17 protein-coding genes are annotated in these 22169 nt (G+C 58.5%); 12 read left to right on the plus strand and 5 right to left on the minus strand.

Features of this window, described 5'->3' with window-relative positions; translation table 11 throughout:
* The first annotated feature begins 142 nt into the window (after positions 1 to 142).
* Together ACEN9A_RS18425 and ACEN9A_RS18430 are read left to right on the plus strand one after the other, a co-directional pair.
* Positions 143 to 748 carry a hypothetical protein gene (locus tag ACEN9A_RS18425; protein WP_258669274.1) on the plus strand — a complete coding sequence of 202 codons (606 nt, stop codon included), beginning with the start codon at positions 143 to 145 and terminating at the stop codon, positions 746 to 748.
* Between the two features lie 159 nt (positions 749 to 907).
* On the plus strand, positions 908 to 1906 hold the full coding sequence (locus ACEN9A_RS18430; protein WP_408981128.1) for a hypothetical protein: 999 nt from the start codon (positions 908 to 910) through the stop codon (positions 1904 to 1906).
* A 72-nt stretch (positions 1907 to 1978) separates the two neighbouring features.
* Here ACEN9A_RS18430 and ACEN9A_RS18435 read toward each other — a convergent pair.
* Positions 1979 to 3141 (minus strand): IS3 family transposase gene (locus ACEN9A_RS18435; protein WP_230175655.1). Its coding sequence is split into 2 segments (ribosomal slippage): positions 1979 to 2886 and positions 2886 to 3141, totalling 1164 coding nucleotides; the frame shifts between segments, so codons are not numbered across the junction.
* A 521-nt stretch (positions 3142 to 3662) separates the two neighbouring features.
* Between ACEN9A_RS18435 and ACEN9A_RS18440 the strand changes: the two genes are divergently transcribed.
* Complete coding sequence (locus tag ACEN9A_RS18440; RefSeq protein WP_258669282.1) at positions 3663 to 5531, plus strand: ATP-binding protein; 1869 nt, start codon at positions 3663 to 3665, stop codon at positions 5529 to 5531.
* A gap of 501 nt (positions 5532 to 6032) precedes the next feature.
* On the opposite strand, the gene ACEN9A_RS18445 is transcribed toward ACEN9A_RS18440, so the two are convergent.
* The 4 genes from ACEN9A_RS18445 to ACEN9A_RS18460 form a co-directional block, all read right to left on the minus strand.
* Positions 6033 to 7103 (minus strand): lipocalin-like domain-containing protein, encoded by a 1071-nt coding sequence (locus tag ACEN9A_RS18445; RefSeq protein WP_258669285.1) that lies wholly within the window; start codon positions 7101 to 7103, stop codon positions 6033 to 6035.
* Entirely contained in the window at positions 7093 to 9564 is a 2472-nt protein-coding gene (locus tag ACEN9A_RS18450) for an ABC transporter permease (protein WP_258674198.1), read from the minus strand. The genes ACEN9A_RS18445 and ACEN9A_RS18450 overlap by 11 nt, the downstream gene beginning before the upstream one ends.
* A gap of 1 nt (position 9565) precedes the next feature.
* Complete coding sequence (locus ACEN9A_RS18455; RefSeq protein WP_258669287.1) at positions 9566 to 10234, minus strand: ABC transporter ATP-binding protein; 669 nt, start codon at positions 10232 to 10234, stop codon at positions 9566 to 9568.
* A gap of 111 nt (positions 10235 to 10345) precedes the next feature.
* A complete protein-coding gene (locus ACEN9A_RS18460; RefSeq protein ID WP_258674199.1) occupies positions 10346 to 12043 on the minus strand; it encodes a sulfatase-like hydrolase/transferase in 1698 nt (565 codons plus the stop codon).
* A gap of 468 nt (positions 12044 to 12511) precedes the next feature.
* Between ACEN9A_RS18460 and ACEN9A_RS18465 the strand changes: the two genes are divergently transcribed.
* From ACEN9A_RS18465 to ACEN9A_RS18505, 9 genes are read left to right on the plus strand one after another with little or no spacing between them, the layout of a single operon-like run.
* Complete coding sequence (locus ACEN9A_RS18465) at positions 12512 to 13555, plus strand: NAD-dependent epimerase (protein ID WP_258669289.1); 1044 nt, start codon at positions 12512 to 12514, stop codon at positions 13553 to 13555.
* Between the two features lie 11 nt (positions 13556 to 13566).
* Complete coding sequence (locus tag ACEN9A_RS18470; protein ID WP_258669292.1) at positions 13567 to 14313, plus strand: sugar transferase; 747 nt, start codon at positions 13567 to 13569, stop codon at positions 14311 to 14313.
* The gene (locus ACEN9A_RS18475; protein WP_019648520.1) at positions 14314 to 14958 is read left to right on the plus strand and encodes a CpsD/CapB family tyrosine-protein kinase; all 645 of its coding nucleotides are present in this window, start codon (positions 14314 to 14316) and stop codon (positions 14956 to 14958) included.
* 23 nt (positions 14959 to 14981) lie between these two features.
* The gene (locus ACEN9A_RS18480; protein ID WP_019648519.1) at positions 14982 to 16004 is read left to right on the plus strand and encodes a polysaccharide biosynthesis/export family protein; all 1023 of its coding nucleotides are present in this window, start codon (positions 14982 to 14984) and stop codon (positions 16002 to 16004) included.
* Positions 16005 to 16021: 17 nt separating this feature from the next.
* On the plus strand, positions 16022 to 17617 hold the full coding sequence (locus tag ACEN9A_RS18485; protein ID WP_019648518.1) for a GumC family protein: 1596 nt from the start codon (positions 16022 to 16024) through the stop codon (positions 17615 to 17617).
* A gap of 32 nt (positions 17618 to 17649) precedes the next feature.
* A complete protein-coding gene (locus tag ACEN9A_RS18490) occupies positions 17650 to 18705 on the plus strand; it encodes a glycosyltransferase family 4 protein (RefSeq protein WP_258674200.1) in 1056 nt (351 codons plus the stop codon).
* On the plus strand, positions 18702 to 20069 hold the full coding sequence (locus ACEN9A_RS18495) for an O-antigen ligase family protein (protein ID WP_258669296.1): 1368 nt from the start codon (positions 18702 to 18704) through the stop codon (positions 20067 to 20069). Before ACEN9A_RS18490 ends, ACEN9A_RS18495 begins: the two co-directional genes overlap by 4 nt.
* Positions 20066 to 21034: a glycosyltransferase family 2 protein gene (locus ACEN9A_RS18500; protein WP_258669299.1), complete on the plus strand. Its 969-nt coding sequence runs from the start codon at positions 20066 to 20068 to the stop codon at positions 21032 to 21034. The genes ACEN9A_RS18495 and ACEN9A_RS18500 overlap by 4 nt, the downstream gene beginning before the upstream one ends.
* Positions 21027 to 22163: a glycosyltransferase gene (locus tag ACEN9A_RS18505; RefSeq protein WP_028941302.1), complete on the plus strand. Its 1137-nt coding sequence runs from the start codon at positions 21027 to 21029 to the stop codon at positions 22161 to 22163. The genes ACEN9A_RS18500 and ACEN9A_RS18505 overlap by 8 nt, the downstream gene beginning before the upstream one ends.
* Positions 22164 to 22169: the final 6 nt, after the last annotated feature.

Consider the following 22169-nt stretch of genomic DNA (forward strand, 5'->3'; position numbering starts at 1 on the left):
ATAAAATAAGGACAAAGGGACAGATTTATTTTCTAAGCGCTCATGAAAACAAACCTGAGAATCGTCTGGCCGACCTCCCCCTCCTCACGGAGGAGGCGCAAAATTCAAGGTGCGAACTTAGACTTTGCTAGGAGTATGCCAATTGCCTTATCCCGATCTGCAAAATGCTGTTCAACATGCTGGATTCACCGTCACCGAGTTCTCGGATCAGCGAGTATATTTCGGCTGTTGGTCGCTGACCGTCGAAGCTCATGGGTACACCTACTTAATAGTCAACGAAGGACGAGACGGTTGGTTAATGTTTTATCGCATGGGCACCGCAGGAACATTTACGGAACTGGACAAGAAAGTATCGACTTGGATGGACGACTCCGATAAAGCAACTCAATGCCTGATCTGGCTTTCTAGCTACCGTCCTCCCCTACAGCCCCACAAAGTCCGAAATTATTATGTGATTGCCGAAAAGGATCTTGTACCGGAGCAACCCCACAGCGCTGACTGGCCAAAATTGATCGGCTACTGCTACGACGATGACTACTTTTTGTTTTTCGAAGGCAAGGGTCATGGACTGAGTGGGACAGCAGTACCCGCTTGCGAAGGCAAAAAAGCTGAGTGGCGAAAGATATTCGTGGCACTGGACGTCGAGTGGTTTATGAGCTGGCTGGAAACACTGAAGTTCACGTCGGAGGAGGCATTTACCTTAGCGTTAACCAAGAAGACAGGCTCGCTCGGAGTTCGTCGATATTAAAAACCATGGTGGAGACAGATTTGTTTCTACGTGACCATGAAAATAATCTGTCCCCCTTTTGCTTCCGATGCATTGCCATCGACAAGTCACTCCCAAAGAAACCGGATCACCACCCAACAAAGGAATGAACCCTTGGTTACCATTGCACGACCATTCGCCATGCTTCTGGCATTGACCCTTTCTCTTGACGCCGTTGCGCTGTCACTTCGATCAGAAAAGCGCGAAGACGGTGCCACTGTGCTGCTGCTCACCAACGACCCTGCCCCGGAGCACGCACCACAGCTCAACGAAGATCCGGCGATACGGGCCGCCTTGATTGACTTCATCGGTTACGCGACAGGCAGCTACACCAACGATGGCTCGTTGATCGTGACGCAAGTACTGGAATCTCTCGATTCAGAGTTCTCGACGTTTGAGGAAGGTGTGCCTGCCGGGCGCAAGATGCTTACCGCCATGGATGACGGTAACCACGGCGACGAACGCGGCGCGCTGTTGCTGGACGAAAAGGGGCAGTTGATCGCCGTTGGGCTGGTCAATGGGCACTGTACCGTCAAATCACGCACAGAGTCGTTGTCCTGCAATCCCGGTCCAGAAACCGTGCTGACCATCTTCCAGGCGAAAGGCGCCAAGAAGAGCGACGCTGACCCAATCATTGTCTGGAGCAAACAGTTGCCGCCATTGATCGCGTATTGGGCCGAAAGTGAAGATCCCGAAACACGCGCTCGAGCGCAAAAAATTGCCACGGTCGAATACATCACCACTGATCCGAAAAAAGACTCCTGGAACGCCTCGCAATTACCTTCCGACTTCCCGAAGGCGATGCTCCCGTTGCTTCCGAAGAATGCCCATCTGGCGGGCGCCGGCGTCGATGGCGTGTACACCACGCCCGGCATGAAAGGCGCACCGATTTACGGTGACTTCGACGAATTGGCAGGCCGCCCACGACATGATTTCGAGGTCATGCTGAAAACCTATACCGAGTTCTCCGACGTCGTCGAGTTTTACAAACAGAATGCCAAGGGTGCCGAGTTAAGTGCGAACGATGAAAAGGCATTGATTGAAGGCGTTGCGGGTGGTGCCACCTACAAGATCGAGATCAAGGATAACGAGGAAGAAGGAACAGCCATCACCTTTTCCGCATGGAGAAAAGAAGTCTGACTTTCTTTAACTAGATGATCGAACGCAAGACGCAGACTTATTCAAATCTTCGTGACGGGTAATCTGTAGTGGTCAACTAATCCCGGACACGACGTTAAGTTTTTCCTCGGCCCGAGCTGGTGCCAACCCACCATTGAATTGGTGAGGCCGAATCCAGTTGTACCGATGCATCAAGAAGTGGCTGATATCGCGCTTGGCTTCTTGAGTCGTTCTGTAGCCCGTGGTCGGTATCCATTCCGTTTTTAGGCTGCGGAACACGCGCTCCATTGGCGCGTTGTCCCAGCAATTTCCCCGGCGACTCATGCTCTGGCGCATGCGATAACGCCACAATCGCTGACGAAATAGCCGGCTTGCGTATTGCGACCCCTGATCCGAGTGAAACAGCAGACCCGAAGGCCTGCCACGCTGCTCGTAGGCCATATCCAGGGCCTTGATCACCAGTTCAGCGTCCGGCTTTTCCGACAACGCCCAGCCCACCACCCGGCGCGTGCAGAGATCCAGTACGACCGCCAAGTAATGCCATTTCCCCTGGGCCCAAATGTAGGTGATGTCGCCGCACCAGACTTGATTCGGGGCTGGCACATCAAACTCACGGTTCAAGGTATTCGGGATATCGAGTCTTTCTACTGTCGCTCGTTTGTAGGCATGTGAGCCGGGTTGTTTACTGACTAAATCAAGCTCGCGCATCAAGCTGCGCACTTTGAATCGACCAAGTTGTTCACCGTCTTCAAGCATCAGCGACAAGATACTGCGGCTGCCCGCAGCGCTACGACTTTGCGTGAACAACTCGTTCACCCGGCTGCGCAACCGAAGTCGTTCAACATCAGGCGTGCGGCGCCTAAGGCGCTGGGCGTAGTAGCACGAACGAGTGACTTCAAACAGCTTGCACAGCCAATCAACCGGCTCATGGACGCTCAACTGATTGATCAGCGCGTACGCTCGTGATCTTCCGACATCAAGAGCGCGGTAGCCTTTTTTAATATCGATTTTTCCCGTTCAAGCCGGGCAATCCGGGCTTCCAGCTCCTGAATTTTCTGTTGTTCCGGGGTCAATGCTTTGCTCTGCGGCGTAACACCTTGGCGCTCTTGCTGAACCTGATCAACCCAGCGGCGCAGGGCCGACTCGCCGACGCCAAGTGAACGGCTGGCTTCGATGTAGCTGTAGTTTTGCTTGAGCACGAGGTCGGCAGCCTCGCGTTTGAATTCAGCAGAAAAGGAACGGCGTTGTTTGGTCATCTGACACCTCGATCTGGCGAGCATTCTCGCCTAAATGGGTGTCCGGTTTCATTAGACCACTACAAATCTGCCCTTTGCCCAATTTCGTTCAGGTGGTTCGACCATGACTCGATACGGCATCGACTACACGATCCCTCCCTTGCTTGCTCGACACCGCAGCGCCTGTCGAGGTGCTGCATGCTGGACGTAGTCGGACGACGGTTACGGGCGCAGCTTTAATTCAGCCAATAAAAATGGGCGACGCCAGGGTCGCCCATTTTTATATCCGACGTTTAATATCATTCCTCAAATTGATCCACACAGCATTTCGCAAGAGGCTGCTAAAACATCACCTGCAAATTTATTGATACAGGAGCAAAAGCCTTCAAACTTCCACTATATTGGACTCTTCCGCAAAATCTTGACCACCCAAGAAACCCAAAAAACTGGCGCTTCGGTCAAGTAATTTCCACACTGAGAAATATTGGTTTTCAGCCAGTCTTCAATTTATGCTTGAGCTCACAGTATGGAGGCTGTGATGAATGTTCAAACTCAGACGGAAAACATGGGCGTTACTTTTGGTCTACATCGTAGGTGTCAGTGGTTATATCTACTACCTTTACGTCGAGACTCAAGGCATCCTCACTGACAACATTAATAACAAGCTGCTGCATGCCGCGTTGGGCGCTTCGGCCATCCTCGGCGACCGCTACCATGACAATCTGATCGACAAACAGTCGAAAACGGAAGCGCAAGACTGGGATGCCATTCAGCGGCTTTCCAGGTTCAACGAGTCCATGGGCACCGCGTTTGTCTACAGTGTGGTCAAACGCGCTGGGGAAGCCTATCTAGTCAGTTCCAGCGCATCGAAAAAAGAAATTCAAGAGCAGAATTTCGTACGTTTTTTCGATCCTTATCCCGATGCCAGTCAGGCTTTGCTCGACAGTTTTGAGCGCACCGAGCCCACCTGGATCGATTACTCGGATCACTGGGGAGACTTTCGCGCTGTCTTCGTCCCGATGAAGTCCCAGGACGGAACGGTTTATGTAGTGGGGGCGGAGATGACGTTGGCGGATTACTACCACCAACTCAATCAGGACTCCCTGCACCATATCCTCCTTGCCATTCTGGTATTTCTCGCCTTCAGTCTTTTACGCATGCGTGCGCATCTTCAGCAATTGCAAATAAACGAACAGGTATTGAATCAGGCAAAAAATGCCGCCGAGGACGCTGATCGTTCAAAAACCAGATTCTTGGCCACCATGAGTCATGAAATCCGCACCCCCATGTACGGGGTTATCGGCGCGACCGAGTTGTTGGCTGGGTCTGCCCTCACTTCCGAGCAAAATAATCTGGTAAAAACGATTCATACCAGTGGACGAACCCTGTTGTCTCTTATCGACAATATTCTTGACTTGGCAAAAATCGAAGCGGGCAAACTTGAATTGAAGCCTCGTGTATTCGACGTGAGAGTACTGGTTTCATCCAGTATTGAAATGATCCGGCAAAACATTCAGGACAAACCAATAGTCCTTGAGGCCCAGGTCTCACCGGACGTACCGCCGTGGGTCAAAGCCGATAGCGATTGCCTTCGCCAGATATTGATCAACTTGTTGGGCAATGCGGTCAAATTCACCGAAGCCGGACAAGTATCACTCGTGGTCACGACTCGTGGTTACGGCCCTCGAGCGCGCCTCGACTTCTCCATACGCGATACCGGCATAGGTATCCCCTTGGCTCGGCAAAGCAGCCTGTTCAAGCCTTTTACCCAGTTTAAAGGGCCGACCAGTCAACGCTTTACCGGGAGCGGGCTCGGTCTTTCCATTTGCAAGAATCTGGTCGAGGCACAACAGGGGACGTTGTCCTTCACCAGTCAGCCTGGCGTTGGATCGACGTTCTTTTTCTCACTCCCCATGGAGCTTTTTTCAGTTTCGGAGATACCCATCGAGAGCAATCAGGCAGCGGTTGGTTTCGACGCTTCTTTTGCCCAGGATTATCCACTGGATATCCTGCTGGTGGAGAATCATCCAATTAACCAGAAAGTTGCTCTGGCGATGTTACAGGCATTGGGTTATACGCCTGACCTCGCGTCAAATGGCCTGGAGGCGGTCAATCAGTGTATGACATCGACTCCGGATATCATTTTCATGGATATCAATATGCCTGTTATGGATGGATTAGCGGCCATGCGTAAAATCCGCCAACGACCGCTGGGCGATACTTGCTATATCGTTGCTTTCACCGCAAACGCTTTTTCGAGCGAGATTGAACGTTTCAGGGCCGCCGGAGCCAATGATATTTTAACCAAACCGACAAACTTTCAGTCCTTGACCCGAGTGCTTCAACGAGCAGCCAATTACCGACAGCAGCTCCAGGCCGGCACGCGGGGAGTGAATACCATTTCAAGTTGACGCCAGAATCTGGCTGTTGATGGCGTACACCGTATCCTGACCCGGATTGGCTCCATCAGCCAATAAAAATGGGCGACCCCAAGGTCGCCCATTTTTATATCCGAAACTTTTAAACAGCACCTCCCAAAGAAGGTGTTCGCCCAGTGTAATGGCCTGGCAATCCATGCACCGGTAAAGAGCCCTGACACCGGGCGAACGGGAAGGATTTTAATAGAATTTGGCAGATATGTCCTCGTGTACAAACATGAAATTTATGCACGTAATATTTCGTAAGGCCCCGCTTACACAACGTCTACAAACTTCCTAAACGCACCGGTTCGACCATTAAAATTGATTGTTCTTATACAGCTATCCGCACAAGAACAATCAATACGTACAAGTAATGATCAGCTTGGGTGCTGGCAGGCCACTTTCAGCACATCGCTACAGGTCAGCACAACGCTCTACCCTGCTTTCAGATCTTTCAATTTCGCCGAACAGCGTGGCGCCGAGAGTTCCGGGTCAATAACCAGTCATCTCCAGATACCCCTGCCCCCCATGACTGCCGCTCAGCCGCACCGGCCCTTCCCAGTAAGGAATGCGCAAGTCCATCCAGGCTTTGGGGTTGAGGGCGTCGATAGTAATTTCGAGGCGCTTGCCCGGGATGTTGATCGACCAGCGCACAGGCATCGAACGCCCGGCGACCTTGGCGGTGTCTTGCGGTGTGAGGCTGATATCGTCGGCGTGCAGCAACTGCGTCTGCCCCTGAGCGTCGATCCAGGTGCCGGTGAGGTATGGCGCGCCGTCCTTTTGCCGCATGCGGTAGAGCATCACTTGCTCACCGCTGTCCAGGTGCAGGGAGAACCAGTCCCAACCGGTCTGGTTGGCGGTCAGCGGTTGACTGCTCCACTCGCGGTCGAGCCAGGCCGGGCCGTTGACCGTGTAGGTTTTGCCGTCGATTTCGAGGGTGCCGCTGGCCTGGAAAAAAGGCTGGCTGTAGTAGTACGACGCCTGGCCTTGTTCGGATTTCTGGCTGAAGCCTTTGTCTCCCTGAAGTACCAGTGGCCGGGTTGACGTCAGTCGAAGCTGGTAGCTGAACGCCTTGTCGCGGGCGCTGAGTTGCAGGTCTGCCAGTGGGTTTTCGTCGGTGGCCTGACTGCTGAAACGCCAGTCATCGATCCATGCATTGAACGGCTTAAGGATCACTCCGGCCTGGCCGACACCGCCTCGGGCATAGCGTTCGGCGGCATGGTGTGCGGCGGCGGATGTCACGGCCGCGTGGCCCAGCCAGATAGTCTGATTGGCCCAGCCAGGTTGCTCGGGCGTCGCTTTCAAGGCGCTGCGAAACAGCGTCCATTGCGCGCCGAACTCGCGCCCCTGATCGTCCTTGAGGTTGGCGGTGACGTACCACCATTCAATGCGAAAGCCATCATGGGGGCCATGGTCCGCCGGGAAACTGAACACTCGCTCAGGCACCACCGGGGTAAATGCGGCAGCCTGATGGCCGAGACCGGCGAAGCCTTTTTCCGGCGCAGGCGTGTTGTCGCAGCCACTCAGCAACGCCAGTAACAACACGCCGACTTTAATCTTCATGAGCAAACGTCCTCAGCAGATCCGCCGGTTGCGTGCGATATAGCGAATACAACGGCCACGCCGACGCAAGCAACGTGGCGAGCAAGGCCAGGCCCATCAACTGCAACAGTTGCAGTGGAAACACCCGTAGCGGCAAGCGCCAGCCGAAGGCCTGAACGTTGATCACCGTGTCCAGGCACCACGCCAATGCGATGCCCAACGGCAATGCCAGCACCAACGTCAGCACCGCGAGCAACCAGGTCTGCCCGAGGTTGAGCAGCATCAACTGTCGCCGCGTCACGCCCAGCGCCCACAGCGGCGCGAGTTGTCCGAGGCGGCTCTGGCTCTGAGTCAGCAGGCTGATGAACAGCGCCACGCCCGCGACGCAAAGCGTCAGACTGTTGAGTGCGGCGGTGGCGGCGAAGGTGCGCTCGAACACTTGTGTGGACCAACCCTTGAGCCGGGCCTGATCGACGATGCGGCTGTCGTCCAGGGCGAAGCGCGCTTGCAGCGCGGCCAGGAACGCGGGAATCGACGCGGGCTCGATGCGCAGGTTGAAACGGCTGGGTGTCAGCTGCGGCCAGCCGCGCAGCAGGTGATTGATGTTGACCAGCAGATGGCCCTTGGGATTGCCGTAGTCGGCGTAGATCCCGACGATCCGTGGCGACCATGGACCGTTGGGCGTGGCAATGGTCATGTGATCACCCAGGCGCACCTTCAACCGCCGGGCCAGTTGTTCGCTGAGCATCAGCGCGTCGTCCTTGGCCAGTCGTTCCCAAGGGTCGTCGCCCAAGGCCTCCAGCAACGGCCAGTGCTGACGATAGGTCGGGTGATCGATCACGCCGAAGACATCCGCCGGCCAGCCCTGTAACTGAATCGACACTTGCCAGTTGGGTAGCACCGCGCTGACTTGGGGTTGTTGTTTGAGCCATGTGTAAAGCTCTCGGGCCTGGGCCGGATTTTGCGGATTGACATACAACTCGGCGGTCAGGCGTTGTTCGAGCCAGTTGTTGAAGGTCTGGCGGAAACCGGCGGTCATGCTGCCGGCGCCGATGTTCGCCGCCAGCGCCAATAACAGCGCCATCAAGGCCAGGCTCAGGGCCGGCAACTGCTGACGGCAGTCGGCGACAAACCATTGGCCGAGCACTGAATGACTGTGCCGAAGCACCCGGTTGAGCACGCTGTTCAACACCACCGGCAAGGCCAGCGCGGCGCCGATCAACAACGCGGCCATTAGCACGAAGCCACTGCTCAGGCTGTCGCCGAACATCAACGCCAACACCGCGATCAGCGCAGCCATCGCCGCGACCCAACCCTGACGCCGCAACCAGCGCGCGTGGGCCTGATGCCAGGCTTGCGGATCGGCCAGCGCCAGCAACGGCAAACGTGCCGCTCGCAGCAAACTGTTGGCGCCGGCCAGCAACGCGCCGAACAGGCTCAGACCAATACCGCTGAACCACCACAGCGGGCTGAGACTCAACTGTCCCGGCACTTCCGCGCCGTACAAGCCGCGCAAACTGGCGGCAACGTCCGGCAACAGCACGCCGGCCAGCAGGTAGCCGCTGACCACGCCGGCGACACCACCGATCAACGCCAGACCTCCCAGCTCGACGGCGAGGCCGGCAATCAGCATCCGCGCGCTGATGCCGCAGGCGCGCAGGGTTCTGAGCAAGCCTCGACGTTGCTCCAGCGCCAGGCCGATCGCCGCGTGCACGATGAACAGGCCGACCACGAACGACAGAAAGCCCAGGGCATCGAGGTTCAGGTGGAAGCTCTCGGTCAGGCGCGCAAGATTGTTTTCTTCGCCGCTGCTGATGAGCTGGAGTTGGCCCTTGAACTGATCAGGCAGGGTCGCGGTGAAATCCTTGGGCAGCAACAGACGTGACAGTTGATTTGGCAATTGCAGAATCTGCTGGGCGAAGCCGATGTCCACCAGCAACACACCGGGGGCCATGTCGGGTTGGGCACGCAGTGGCGGCAAGGCGATGCCGCTCTCGGCCGTCGGTGTTTCACCTTCGCCCAAGCCCAACGCCTGCAAGGTCTGCGGCGAAATCCAGGTGCTGCCCGGCGCCGTAAAGAACTCGACAACCTGCTCGATCGGTAATGTCTGCCCGGCCACTGCGGAACCGGCCGGCAGCGACACCGGTTCAATGCCCATCAACTGCAAGCGCTGGTCTTCATGGCCCTTGAGCGTCACCCGGCCTCGCAACACGGGCGATACCGGCCAACCTGCGCGACGCAGGTCGATAAACAATTGCTGCGGGAACACCCCGCCGCCGGGCGCACTGAGGCTGGCTTGAGGTTCGCCACCGATCAGCTGACTGGCCCGTGCGTAGCTTTCCCGTGCCTGACTGTTCAGCGCTTGCACGCCGGTAAGCAGGCTGGTGGCGAGCCAGAGCCCGGTCAGCACACTGAAAAATTGCACCGGGTGTTGCCGCCAATGGCTGAGCAGCGCCCGCAATGTCTCGCGAAAAACCCGCACTTCAGCGCTCGTCCGCGCCAGCCAGACGGCCATTGTGCAGCACCACTTTTTCCGCCAGCCGCGCGGCGACCCTTGGGCTGTGAGTGACCATCAGCAACGTCGTCGGGCTGTCGTCGAGCAGCTCCAGCAACAACTTCAACACCTCATCGCTGGTGGCTTCATCGAGACTGCCGGTGGGTTCGTCGGCCAGCAGCAGTTTCGGTTGCGAGGCCAACGCCCTGCCAAGCGCAACTCGCTGTTGTTGCCCGCCAGACAGTTGTTCCGGATAGCGCTGCAACAGATCCACCAACCCAAGACGCTGCACCAGATGCGCCTGCCAACGCGGATCGTGGCGCCCGGCCAGACGCGCCTGAAACGCCAGATTGTCCTCGACCCGCAAGCTGCCGATCAGGTTGAACTGCTGAAACACCAGGCCGATTTCGGTGCGCCGCCAGTGGGCCAATTGGCCTTCGTTCATCTGTTCCAGCCGATGCTCGCCGCTGCGAATGCTGCCGCGATCGACCTTGTCCAGGCCGGCGATCAGGTGCAGCAAGGTGCTTTTGCCACTGCCCGACTCGCCCATCAACGCCAGGCTGCTGCCGGGTTTCAATGAGAGGTCGACGCCTTGTAATACCGGCAAAGGGCCTTGGGGGGTGGCGTAGCTTTTGAAGACGCCCTGGACCGAAAGCATGAGAGGAGGCTCGTTGAAGGCAGTGGGCCTAGGATAGCGGACGGCAGCAGGACCGCGTTATCGTTTATCGCGAGCCTGCTCGCGATAAGGCCAGGCCATTTCATCAAAATCTCACTGCCCCACCGCCACACTCGGCACCACCGGCCCCGGCGTCACAATGCTCTTCAGATCGATGTACTTCCACGCAGGCACAGCGCCGAGCCGCGCATTGAAGCGATAGTTGAAGGTGAAATCATCCGCCGTCGACACACTCAACGGTTTGCCATACACCGCCTCGATCCCCGCCAGGTCATAGCCCATCAACTGCAACAACGTCGGGAAGATGTTGTAGTGACTGGAGCGATCCTTGTTGGCCGGCATTTGCGCCTGCCAGTCCAGGGTCTTCAAGTCGCTGCCCGAAATCACCACCAACGGCACCAACCCCTCTTCCTCCACCGGATCACTGCCGCAGTGAGTGTTGAGCCCCGGGTTCCCTCGCTCATGCAGATCCTGCCCATGGTCCGAGGTGTAGATCAGCAACGCATTGCGCAAGTCCGCCTGGGCGAAAACCCGTGCGAAGAACTCGCCGACATTCCACAGCACGGTATTTTTATAGGCATTGCGGTACAACACCCAATCATCCGGCTGACCGTTGAAGCCATCGCGCTTACCGGTGTCCGCCACCTCGACAAACTGCCCCCGAGGCAATGTCGGGCGGTAGGCCATAAACGCATCCGGGTATTTGTCGTGTACCGGGAAATGCGCGCCGACCTTGTTGATCACCACCAGCTCCGGTATGCCGTCGTTGAGCAGATCGATCAGCTTGGCCGCCGCAGCCATGTCGCGCTCACGCACGCTGGTCTGGTCGAATTGCACGAACTCGTCGATGTCCTGTTTCTCGACATTGTTCATCAGGTTCTGCAAGTTGCCGCCCGTACGCTGGGCATCGATGTAAACCGTGCGCAGCCCGGCTTTTTTCGCGTACTGCCAGATCGACGGCAGTGTGGTGTTGATCCGCATGTAATCGCCACGGGTGCCGCCATAGCGCAACGTGACGTTGGTGTCGGCGCTGCAATTGGCGATGGACGCGGCATAGCCGTAATTGAAGATGTCCACGCCCGGGTGCGCTTCCTTGAGGTTGCTGTGCACACCGAATGGCGTGTTGATGTCCAGGTAATTACCGGAAATGCTCTCGTCGATGATCAGTACGATGTCGTGGTCCACCGGCTGATCGATGCGCGCCAGACTCACCGGCTCGCGCGGGCCGACGGTGTTGTGCAGTGCTTCATAGGTAAACAGATTCAGATAGGCCAACGGCGTGTACATGATCGGCAAGCCACGGGCGCCCTCGCCGGCCCGCACGAACAACACGACACTGAGCAGCAGCACGCCGAGCACCGGTGCCGCCACCAACAGCGCCCCCGGCAATGGTAGCCGTCGACGCGGCTTGAGCCCGATACCCAACAGCAGCAACAAGCCACTGACCATCGCACCGATGATCGCATCGCGGTACTGGTAAGCCGCTTCCTGAATGAACCCGCCGGAATACACCAGCGACACAAAGCTGCTGTAAGTCAGGTAACTGGCGGTCACGTGCGTATACACGTCAAAGAAAATCGCCGAGCCAAACAGCGCCAACGCAAACAAATGACGGACCAGTGTCTGACGAATATAGGCGGTCATGAACAGCGCGATCGTCAGCACCACGAACATCCCGCCATACAGCAACATCGGCAAACCGATGCCCAATGCCTCGAGACGATCGAGGTAATAGTCGTAGCTTTTGAGTAAATACAGAACCAGCAACAGTTCCTTGAAGTATCGGATCATGGTGGATGCAGTACCTCCATGGCTGCCATTGGCCAATGGAAACCAATGATTATCAGCCATTTTCTGACACTAGCACCGAGCCATGAAAGCGCAAGAAATGCCGGTTTTTTGCCAAAAGCGTCAAAAAAACATTAACTCAAATCTGACGCTTCAAAACGGCTGTAACCCTTGTAATACAAGCCTTTCGACCGTTTATCGTTTTCTTGAAACCCCTAAAAACTGCGACAAATCCAGCAACGGCAAGCACTTGATAGCAAATAGCCCGTGAAATCAGGGTTTTCAGCCCGCGCTACCCGTCATTTTGCTGACACGCTTTCCCAAGGCTGGGCTATACCCCTTTTGACAGTCTCATTTCAGTTACATCCACCGTCTTACGAGGCGCGCCAATATGGACGTAAGCGTATTTGGTACGGGCTACGTCGGCCTGATCCAAGCTGCGGCATTGGCTGCTCCCGAGGCGCCACGATCATGAAGATACTCGTCACTGGAGCCGCCGGCTTCATTGGTGCCCATTGTGTGTTGCGGCTGTTGAGCGACGGGCATCAGGTGTGCGGGCTGGACAACTTCAATGACTACTACGACCCGCAACTCAAACATGATCGCGTGGATTGGGTGCGCGAGCAGGTCGGCGATTTCCCCCTCGCAAAAGTCGACCTGGCCGACGCCGAGGCCCTCGACGCACTGTTTGAGTGTGAACAACCGCAAGTGGTGATTCACCTCGCGGCCCAGGCCGGGGTGCGTTACTCCCTGGAAAATCCTCGGGCCTACCTCGACAGCAATCTGAGCGGGTTCCTCAACATTCTCGAAAGCTGCCGTCACCACCCGGTCAGGCACTTGATCTATGCCTCGTCCAGTTCGGTGTACGGCGCCAACCAGCACACGCCTTATACGGTCAAGGACAACGTCGACCATCCGTTGTCGCTGTACGCCGCGACCAAAAAAGCCAACGAGTCGATGGCCCACAGCTACAGCCATCTGTTCGGCATTCCCTGCACCGGTTTGCGTTTTTTCACCGTGTACGGGCCCTGGGGCCGGCCCGACATGTCGCCGATCCAGTTCGCCCGGGCGATCGCCGAAGGGCAGCCGCTGAAACTGTTCAACTACGGCCAGCACCAGCGGGACTTCACCTACATCGACGACATCATCGAGAGCATCGCCCGCCTGATCGAACGCGCCCCCCAGCCGGCACCGGACTGGAACCGCGAGCAACCGGATCCGGCCAGCAGCATGGCGCCATGGCGCATTTACAACATTGGCGGACAGCAGCCGGTAGCGCTCAAGGACTACCTGGCGCTGCTGGAAAAGCACCTCGGGCAAAAGGCCCTCGTCGAGTTGCTGCCCCTGCAACCGGGCGACGTGCTCAACACCTGCGCCGATGCCAGCGATCTGGCACTGGCCACCGGTTTCCAGCCACGGATAGAGCTGGATGAAGGACTCGGACGATTCATCGCCTGGTTCCGTGACTACTACCCACTGCGTAGCGCCCACTCGCCATACATGGCCGGGCTTTAGCGGAGGACTCTATGACTGGACATGAAAAAGGCATGTTGCTCGATCACATGCAGAGTGATAACCGCCTGGATCCCGAGCACCGGATGCGCCTCGACAAGGCGATCCACGTGCAGGGTCACGGCTGGGTGACCGGCCGCAGCGGTGGTCGGTCCTGGACCCTGTCGCGCACCAATCGGGTGCTCGCCTGCCTCGGTGCACTGGTGATTTTGCTGTTGATCTCCCCGGTACTGCTGGGCCTGGCACTGGCGATCAAGTTCAGCAGCCCGGGGCCGGTGATGTTCGTGCAGAAACGCACCGGCTACCGCGGCCGCATGTTCGGCATGTACAAGTTCCGCACCATGGTGGTCAACGCCGAGGAGCTCAAGGAGTCCCTGCGGCATCTGAACAAGCACGGTGCCGACGCCATCGACTTCAAGATCGACAACGACCCGCGGATTACCCCCATCGGCAGCTTCCTGCGGCGCAGCAGCCTCGATGAATTACCCAACCTGATCAATGTGGTGAGCGGCGACATGCGTTTAGTAGGTCCGCGCCCGACCTCGTTCAACGCCCATCGTTACAAGGACAGTCACCTTGCACGCTTGAGCATCTACCCCGGCATGACCGGCCTGTGGCAGATCTCCGGGCGCAGCAATATCGACTTCGACCAGCGCGTTGAGTTGGACCTCACCTACATCGCCGAGCAGAGCCTGTTGCTTGATCTGAAGATTCTGTTGAAAACCCCCTTCATCGTATTCAACGGCCACGGAGCGAGTTAAATGGACGGTTCATCGAATAACAGCCTGACCATCGCCAGCCCGAGCGAGTCCAACCTGACCTCGACCGTGCTCGACCTGGATCTGCGGATCCTTTTTCTGACCGCTGCCAACGCAGGCACGGGCACCACCACCAGTGCCCTGGCGCTGGCCAGCCAACTGGCGTCAATGAGCAACGGCCAAGTGCTGCTGGTGGACGCCAGCCAGTCGACGGGCAACCTCACGCAACAGCTGGGGCTGAGCAAAGAACGCGGCTTTCGCGACCTGCTGTTCAACGACTCTCCGCCGCCGCTGCAGGACTGCCTGGTGACCGTCTCCAGCCTGCCCTTCCACGTCCTGCCGAACGGGCGGCACATCCGCGGTACCGAGCACCTGACCAGCGAACAGCTGATCCCGTTGCTCGAACAGTTGGTCGATCGGTATCGCTTCGTGGTGATCGACGGCGATGCGGTGTATGAGGCCGTCGACACCCTGGTCATCAGCACTTTGGTGGACGGCGTGATCATGGTGGTGCGCGCGGAAGACACCCGCTGGGAAGTGGCCCAGGCCGCGGCCCAACGCCTGACCCAGGCCGGCGCGAAACTGGTGGGCAGCGTCTTCAACCGGCGCAAGTACTACATGCCCAAATGGCTCTACAAAAACCTGTAAGCACCCACCTGAAGGATGAAGTCATGAATGCCAAAGTGCTTGTCCTGCTGTTGCTACCGCTTGCAGGTTGCTCCAGCACCAGTGAAACCCAGAACATGCCGGTGCAGATCCTCACGGCCGAGCCGGCCAACGCCCAGGCCACCGATATGCCCAAGGTCGAACAGACCTTGCGGCCCAAGGACGTGCTGGATGTGATCTTCCACGTCAGCACCAGTGGCTCGGAGGCTTACCGCATTCAGCCCGGTGACCAGGTCGCGCTGAACTTCACCGCGGCCAGCCAGCTCAACGGCACGCAACTGGTGCTGCCCGATGGCACCATCGAACTTCCGGGGGCCAACACCTCGGTGAAAATCGGTGGGATGACCTCGGTCCAGGCCCGGGAGGAAATCCAGCGCGCCTATAACCGCAAAGCCCTGTTCCAGCCCAATCGCAACCAGTTGACCGTGCTGGTCACCAGCCCGCTGAGCAACGAGCAAAACCTCAAGAGCGCCCTGAACCACCCCGCTACCGGCATGAGCCGGGAGATCACCGTGGGCAACGACGGCTATGCGAGTTTTCCGGAAATCGGCTCCGTGCCGCTGCAAGGCATGACCGTCAACCAGCTCGAAACGTTCCTCAATCAACGTTACGCGCAATTGCCGGGGCGGATGACAGTCGACGTCATGCTCAAATCCACATCGGGCAACGAAATCTATGTGCTGGGTGAAGTCGGGCAGCCGGGCTCCTACCCGATTCGCCGCCCGGTCTCGGTGCTCGAAGCGTTGACCCTGGCCCGTGGCACCAGCGTCAAGGCGCGCCTCGATTCGGTGGTGATCATGCGCCGCAACGGCAACCAAGTGCAGGCCGTGCGCTACGACGTGGAGAAAGCCTTGTCCGGTGACGCGTCGCAGATTGCTTACCTGCAACCGGACGACATGCTCTACGTGCCCAAGACCAAACTGGCCAGCGCCGGTGAACTCGCGCGGCAACTGGCGGACGTGGTGTTGTTCCAGGGGGTCGGCTTCAGCTTCGGCTACCGCGTCGACAACAAAGGCAGTAACAACTAACGCTCAGGTGACCGATCATGAACCCAAAGGAAAACTACCTGCATGAGTTCTTCAGGATTTTCTTCGCCAACAAGCGGTTGGTGAAGCGAATCTTCCTGATCTTTGCAGTGATCGCCCTGCTCCTGCCACTGGTGCTCAAACAGAGCTTCGATATCACCGCGCAGGTGCTCGTGCAGTCCAAAAAACTCTCTCAGGGAGACGCCACCACATCCCTGACCCAAGGTGATGCCTCTTTCATTCCGCCGTCACTGGCGGATATGGAAACAGAGAGCAATATCCTGCGCTCGCCGGCCCTGATCCGTCAGACCATCAGCGACCTGCAGGCCAAAGGCGAGTACACGCCCAACCCCGGGGCCTTCAACAAACTGGTGACCGTACCGATCCAGAGTTTCGTGACCAACCCCTTGCGTGAATACGTGATCAACCCGGTGCGCGGCGCGCTCGGGCTTGCAATCGATCCGGTGCGGGACACCACCCTGGATACTTTCACCCAGGAGGCCATCGATAACCTGAAGATCGACACCCTGCCCGGCTCCAACGTGATCTCCATTATCTACAGCTCAAGCGATCCGGCCCAAGGCACCCGGTTTGTCGCAACGATGTTGCAAAACTACCTGGCCAGCCGTCAGGAACTGCAATCGATCGACCTGCCACAGAGCTTCTACGAAACCAAGAAGAAGCAGTATCAGGTGCGGCTCGATGGCCTGGAAGGCACTCGACTGGCGTTGCTCGAAAAGATCGGTGCGTCCGATCCGAAGGAAGAAATCACCTTCCGCCTCAACGCCATCAACACCGAGGAAGAGAACCTGAACCAGTATCAGGATCGCTTGCTGCAAAGCCAGCGCTGGCTCGACTACCTGAAAACCGCGCTGGCGGCGGCCAACAATACCACTCGGCTCAACGACTACACCTTCCCCTTCACCTTCACCACCACGGTGGACAACATTGCCTTCGAAGACCGGGAGATCCGGCAGATCGGTGAGCAACTGACGACTCAAGTCAGCCGCTACATGAACGACCTGGCGGTGTTCCAGCCGGGCAGTGAACCGATGTTGCTGGCCCGCGAGCAAATTACCCGCACCCGCCAGCAGTTCCTGAAAATCGTCAGCAACCGGATTCAGGAACGCACCAGCGACCTGGCCATTGTCACCTCGGTGATCAACCAGAAAACCGCGCGTATCGCCGAGTTCAAAAATCGCATCCACCAGTTGCAAGTGGCTCAGAGCAAGCTGCAGCAGATGGATACCGAGATCAATGCCTTGCACGCGGCGTTCTCCACCTACGCCCAGCGCTTTGCCGAAAGCAGCACCGCTCGCGCGCTGGACAGCGATTTGTCTAACGCCCGGGTGCTCAGCCCGCCGTTCGAACCGAGCGAGGTGGCGTTTCCCAAACCGCTGCTGATCATTCCGTTCGGGATGCTGACCGGTCTGCTGCTGGCGATTGCCTTCGTCTACGTGCGTGAGTTCTTCGATCACAGCTTCAAACATCCAGCGCAAATCACCCATGAACTGGGCTTGCCGGTGCTGTTGGTGATCAACGATCAGGACGTCCTGCCGAACAACCCGCACAAGAACTGGACCGTGCCTAGCCTCATGTATTGGGTGCGCCATTGAACGGGCCGCTCAACGCCAGCGCGCTGCCGATCATGCATTTGATCAGCAGCGGCGGCTTTTATGGCGCTGAGCGGATGTTGCTGGACCATTGCCTGGCGACGCCGGGGCACCACCAGGTGCTGTTTCTGGATGCGCCGCCGGCGCTGATCGACCGGTTCCGCGAGGCCGGGATCGACTGCCGCGCTTTCGCGGGAATTGGGCAATTGCTGGGTCATTTACGTTATCGGCGGGCTGAACATCCGCTGATCAATACGCACAATTTCAAAGGCCTGGTGTTTGGCTGGGTCGGCGCGACATTGTTTGACTTGCCGTTGGTGATTACCCAGCACGGGTTCACCCCGCGCAGTCGCAAGCAACGCTTCTACGGCTGGCTGAGCCTGCAACTGTGCCGCACCGCGTCGGTGAATCGGGTGGTGTGCGTGGCCGAAAGCATCGCGGCGCTGCACCGCAAGGCCAGTGTTCGGAAGGAGAAGCTGCAAGTGATTCCCAATGGTCTGCCAACCGCCAACGGCTTGCTGCCCCACAACGCCAGACACCCGCGCTGGCTGGCGGGCTACGTCGGTCGGCTGACCCATGAAAAAGGCCCGGACCTGTTTCTCGATGCGCTGATTACGCTGTGTCAGCGACATCCGCAACTGGACGCGGTGATGCTCGGCGATGGCCCGGAACGGGAAACCCTGCTGGCGCGAATTGCCGCCGCCGGCTTGCACAACCGCATCACCCTGCCGGGTTACCAGACCGACATGAACCGCTGGTGGCCGCAACTCGATGCGCTGGTGATCAGCTCGCGCACCGAGGGCACGCCGATGATTTTGCTCGAAGCAATGCAGGCCGGAGTGCCAGTGGTGGCATTCAGCGTCGGCGGAATTCCCGATGTGCTGGAGGATCGGCACAACGGTCTGCTGGCGCCCCCCACCGACAGCGTCGCCCTCGCCCGGCAGCTCGACACGCTGCTGAGTGAGCCGGCACTGGCTGGCGAACTGATCGACAACGCAAGACGTACGCAACAGGACCGTTACGACCTGAAGGCCTTGGCCGAACGCTGGTCGCAGCTTTATATCCGTACTGCACGGGAGGCACGCGCGTGATCTTTCCGCTCTCGATCGTCAGTCTGCTCGCCCTGGTCTGCCTCGGTTTGCTGGCCAGCCCTTACCCCTATCTGGCGCCCGGCGCGGTACTGGGCATGGTCGCTGTCGGTGTGCTCTACCGAAAACCCGCCTGGGGGTTATTGGGCATCGCGGCGCTGGTGCCGTTCGAAGGTTTCTTCAAGGGCAACGCGCTGTCGGGCACCAAATTCATCGGTGCGTCACTGGCCCTGGTCCTGATGTTGCAACTGGCCATTCACCAGATTCCGTCCGAGCGCCTGCGCAGCAACATCTGGCGCTACCTGATCGGATTCATGGTGTTGTACGGGTTGAGTATGATCAATACCGACAGCATGGACATGTCCCAAAGTCATCTACGGGATTTGAGCGTCGGCCTGGTGCTGTTTGTGATCACCTTGCTGATTGGCCGTGACTTGAACCTCGATCTGTTCGCCCGGCTGGTGACTCTCAGCGTCGCCGCAACCTCTGTGCTGGCCATGTTCTCCACCAAGTATCAGGACCAGGGCCGTGCTGCCGGGCTGTTGGAAGACGCGAACTCGTTTGCCCTGCTGATCGCCTTCGCCGTGCCGCTGGCCCTGCTGCTGGTGATCCGCGGCCCGAACCTGTTGCACCGATTGTTCTGGGGCGGCTGCTGCATTTTACTGTTGGGCGGCATGACCAAAACCGATTCCCGCTCCGGGCTGGTGGTCCTGTTCCTGAGCTTGATGATCGGCGCCTGGCACTACCGCGCGCAGTTGCCACGCATCCGGCCGCGCCACTTGGGTTTTGCCATGCTCAGCATTGCGCTCGTGATCCCGGTGGGGATTTATTCGATGCCGGCCGGTTACCTCAAGCGCATCCAGTCCTTGAGCGTCTTGAAAGAAGGCGCCAAAAGCCAGGACGAATCCCTCGGCCGCCGCACGTCATACCTTGTGGTCGGCAGCCAGATCATTCGTGAACACCCGTTACTCGGCTCCGGCCCCGGCACCTTCCCGCTGCACTACGCCACCTCCGGGTACGCCAAGGTGTTTTCCGCCAACCGCAAACCCGGCGACTTGTACCGCCGTGCTCACAACACCTACATGGAAATCTTCAGTGAACTGGGGATTCCCGCCGGGCTGTTGTTCGTCGGCATGCTCGGCCTTGGGATGTATAACCTGGTCCGCGCCCGTCAAGCCTGGATGCTGCGACGGGATTGGGAACAGGCTGACCTGATCACCCACCTGGGGATCAGTTATCTGTCGTTGACACTGTTTTTGATGTTCCTCAGCGCACCGAATCACAAGTACCTGTGGATCATGCTCGCCCTGACCTGGGTGTTGCGCCTCAAGGCTGAGGAACGTCCGCCGACGGAGGCCAGGGCATGAACCGCATCAGCATTGCCATCCCGATGTACAACGAGGCCAGACACATCGGCCGCACCTTGCTTGCCGCGAAAAAAGCCGCGCAGGCTGCCGGGATGGAATGCGAGCTGATTGTGGTCGATAACGGCTCCAACGATCAGGGCCCGCACATCGCTCGCCAGCTCGGGGCGCAGGTGCTGGTGCTGCCCGGGCTGCTGATCGGCGCCCTGCGCAATCGCGGGGCGGCGATGGCGACAGGCGAATGGCTGGGCTTCATCGATGCCGACATCGAGATGCCCGAGGACTGGCTCACGCTGTTGTTGAGCATCCAACACGCGGTTCAGGTCGACGTCCTGGGACTGGACCTGCACACCCCGGCCGAAGCCCCGTGGTATGCCAACGCCTGGCAACGCCGCACGTTGCGCCCGAACGATGAAACGGTGAAAGCAGTGCGATGGCTGCCCAGTTCCAACCTGTTGATGCGTCGTCCATGGTTCGACAAGGTCGGCGGCTTCAACGAAAACCTGCGCACCGGCGAAGACAAAGATTTCACCATGCGCCTTTCCCACTCTGGCGCACGCCTGCTGTCCGTCAACCAGAGCGTTGCCCTGCATTGGGGTTACGAGAGCAGTTGGCGCGAATGGCTGGGCAAGGAGTTCTGGCGTCAGGGCAGTCACCTGCAATTACTGCGCAGCCACGGCATGAATCTGCGTTTACTGCGTTTCCCGATGCTGTCGATCATCGCCTGGGTGTTGGATTTCATGGCGCTATCCGCCCTGCTCAACGGTTCCCCCCTACTGGCGCTATTCATGCTGTTCGTCACCAGCCTGCCAGCGCTCGCCCAAAGTCTGCGCCAGAGCCTGATACACCGCGACCTGCGCCTGATGCTGCAACTCTGGGGCCTGCATTGGGTGCGTCTGCACCTGGCGGGTGCCGCGCTCATCCTGAGCCTTTGTCGCTGGAATGCCAGGAGACCCGCCCGTGGCTGAATTCATTTTCTGGTGGTGCCTGTTATTGCCGGTGTACGCCTGGTTCGGCTACCCGCTGCTGCTGACGCTGCTCGCGCCGCTATTTCCCGCGCGCCGTCATGGGCCGGCACAGCCGATGAACGTGAGCATCGTCATCGCCGCGCACAACGAGGCCCAGTACATCGAAGAGAAGTTGCGCATCCTGCTCGCCCAGGATTATCAGGCGCGCTCGCTACAGATCATTCTGGCCAGCGACGGCTCCACCGACGACACCGTGGCCTGCGCCCGCAAGGTCATCGACCCGCGCATCAGCGTGCTCGACCTGCCCCGTCAGGGCAAGGCAGCCACCTTGAATGCCGCCGTTGCCCTAAGCACGGGCGAGATTCTGGTGTTCACCGATGCCGACAACCAATGGTCGACAGACACCCTCGGCCAATTGCTCGCGCCCCTGGCCGATCCACAGGTCGGGGCCTGCGCCGGGCACATGTTGATCCCGGTGGCGGGCCAGGGCCTGAGCCTGGGCGACAGCCTTTATCGGCACTACGAAGGCTGGCTGCGCATGGTGGAAAATCGTACCGGCTGCATGGTCTCCGCCGACGGCGCCCTGCTCGCCCTGCGTCGCGAGTTGTTCCAGAACGTGCCGTCGGAGGTCAACGATGATTTCTTTATCAGTACCTGCGCGCCGGTGGCGCACAAACGCATTGTCTATGTGCCCACAGCCCGGGTGATCGACCAGGGCGTCGATGAGATCGACAAACAATGGCGCCGTCGTCTGCGCGTCACCGTCGGCGGTTTGCAGAGCCTGGCCCAGCGTCGGGAGCTGTTGAATCCCTGGCGCCATGGCTTGTATGCGATTGCGCTGATCAGCCACAAACTGATTCGACGCCTGGCACCGATCCTGTTGCTGCCGTTGTTGCTGAGCAACTTCTGGTTGTGGAACGTCCATGGCTTCTATCGCCTGAGCCTGATCGCGCAACTGCTCGGTTATGCGGTGGCCATCGCCGGCCTGCTGGATGTGCAACACCGTTTGCCCAAACCCTTTCGCCTCGCCGGCTTCTTCCTGGTGACCCTTGCCGGGATGAGTATCGGTCTGTGGCAGTTCCTGCGTGGACAGCGGTACGCGCAGTGGAACCCCGAGCAAAATCGTTGACAGGAC

The organism is Pseudomonas sp. Pseusp18, from assembly GCF_059506005.1.

Coding starts and splice junctions, on each gene's coding strand:
- ACEN9A_RS18430 (WP_408981128.1), top strand. CDS start 908: ATGCTTCTGGCATTGACCCTTTCTCTTGACGCCGTTGCGCTGTCACTT.
- ACEN9A_RS18440 (WP_258669282.1), top strand. CDS start 3,663: ATGTTCAAACTCAGACGGAAAACATGGGCGTTACTTTTGGTCTACATC.
- ACEN9A_RS18445 (WP_258669285.1), bottom strand. CDS start 7,103: ATGAAGATTAAAGTCGGCGTGTTGTTACTGGCGTTGCTGAGTGGCTGC.
- ACEN9A_RS18455 (WP_258669287.1), bottom strand. CDS start 10,234: ATGCTTTCGGTCCAGGGCGTCTTCAAAAGCTACGCCACCCCCCAAGGC.
- ACEN9A_RS18460 (WP_258674199.1), bottom strand. CDS start 12,043: ATGATCCGATACTTCAAGGAACTGTTGCTGGTTCTGTATTTACTCAAA.
- ACEN9A_RS18465 (WP_258669289.1), top strand. CDS start 12,512: ATGAAGATACTCGTCACTGGAGCCGCCGGCTTCATTGGTGCCCATTGT.
- ACEN9A_RS18470 (WP_258669292.1), top strand. CDS start 13,567: ATGACTGGACATGAAAAAGGCATGTTGCTCGATCACATGCAGAGTGAT.
- ACEN9A_RS18475 (WP_019648520.1), top strand. CDS start 14,314: ATGGACGGTTCATCGAATAACAGCCTGACCATCGCCAGCCCGAGCGAG.
- ACEN9A_RS18480 (WP_019648519.1), top strand. CDS start 14,982: ATGAATGCCAAAGTGCTTGTCCTGCTGTTGCTACCGCTTGCAGGTTGC.
- ACEN9A_RS18485 (WP_019648518.1), top strand. CDS start 16,022: ATGAACCCAAAGGAAAACTACCTGCATGAGTTCTTCAGGATTTTCTTC.
- ACEN9A_RS18490 (WP_258674200.1), top strand. CDS start 17,650: ATGCATTTGATCAGCAGCGGCGGCTTTTATGGCGCTGAGCGGATGTTG.
- ACEN9A_RS18500 (WP_258669299.1), top strand. CDS start 20,066: ATGAACCGCATCAGCATTGCCATCCCGATGTACAACGAGGCCAGACAC.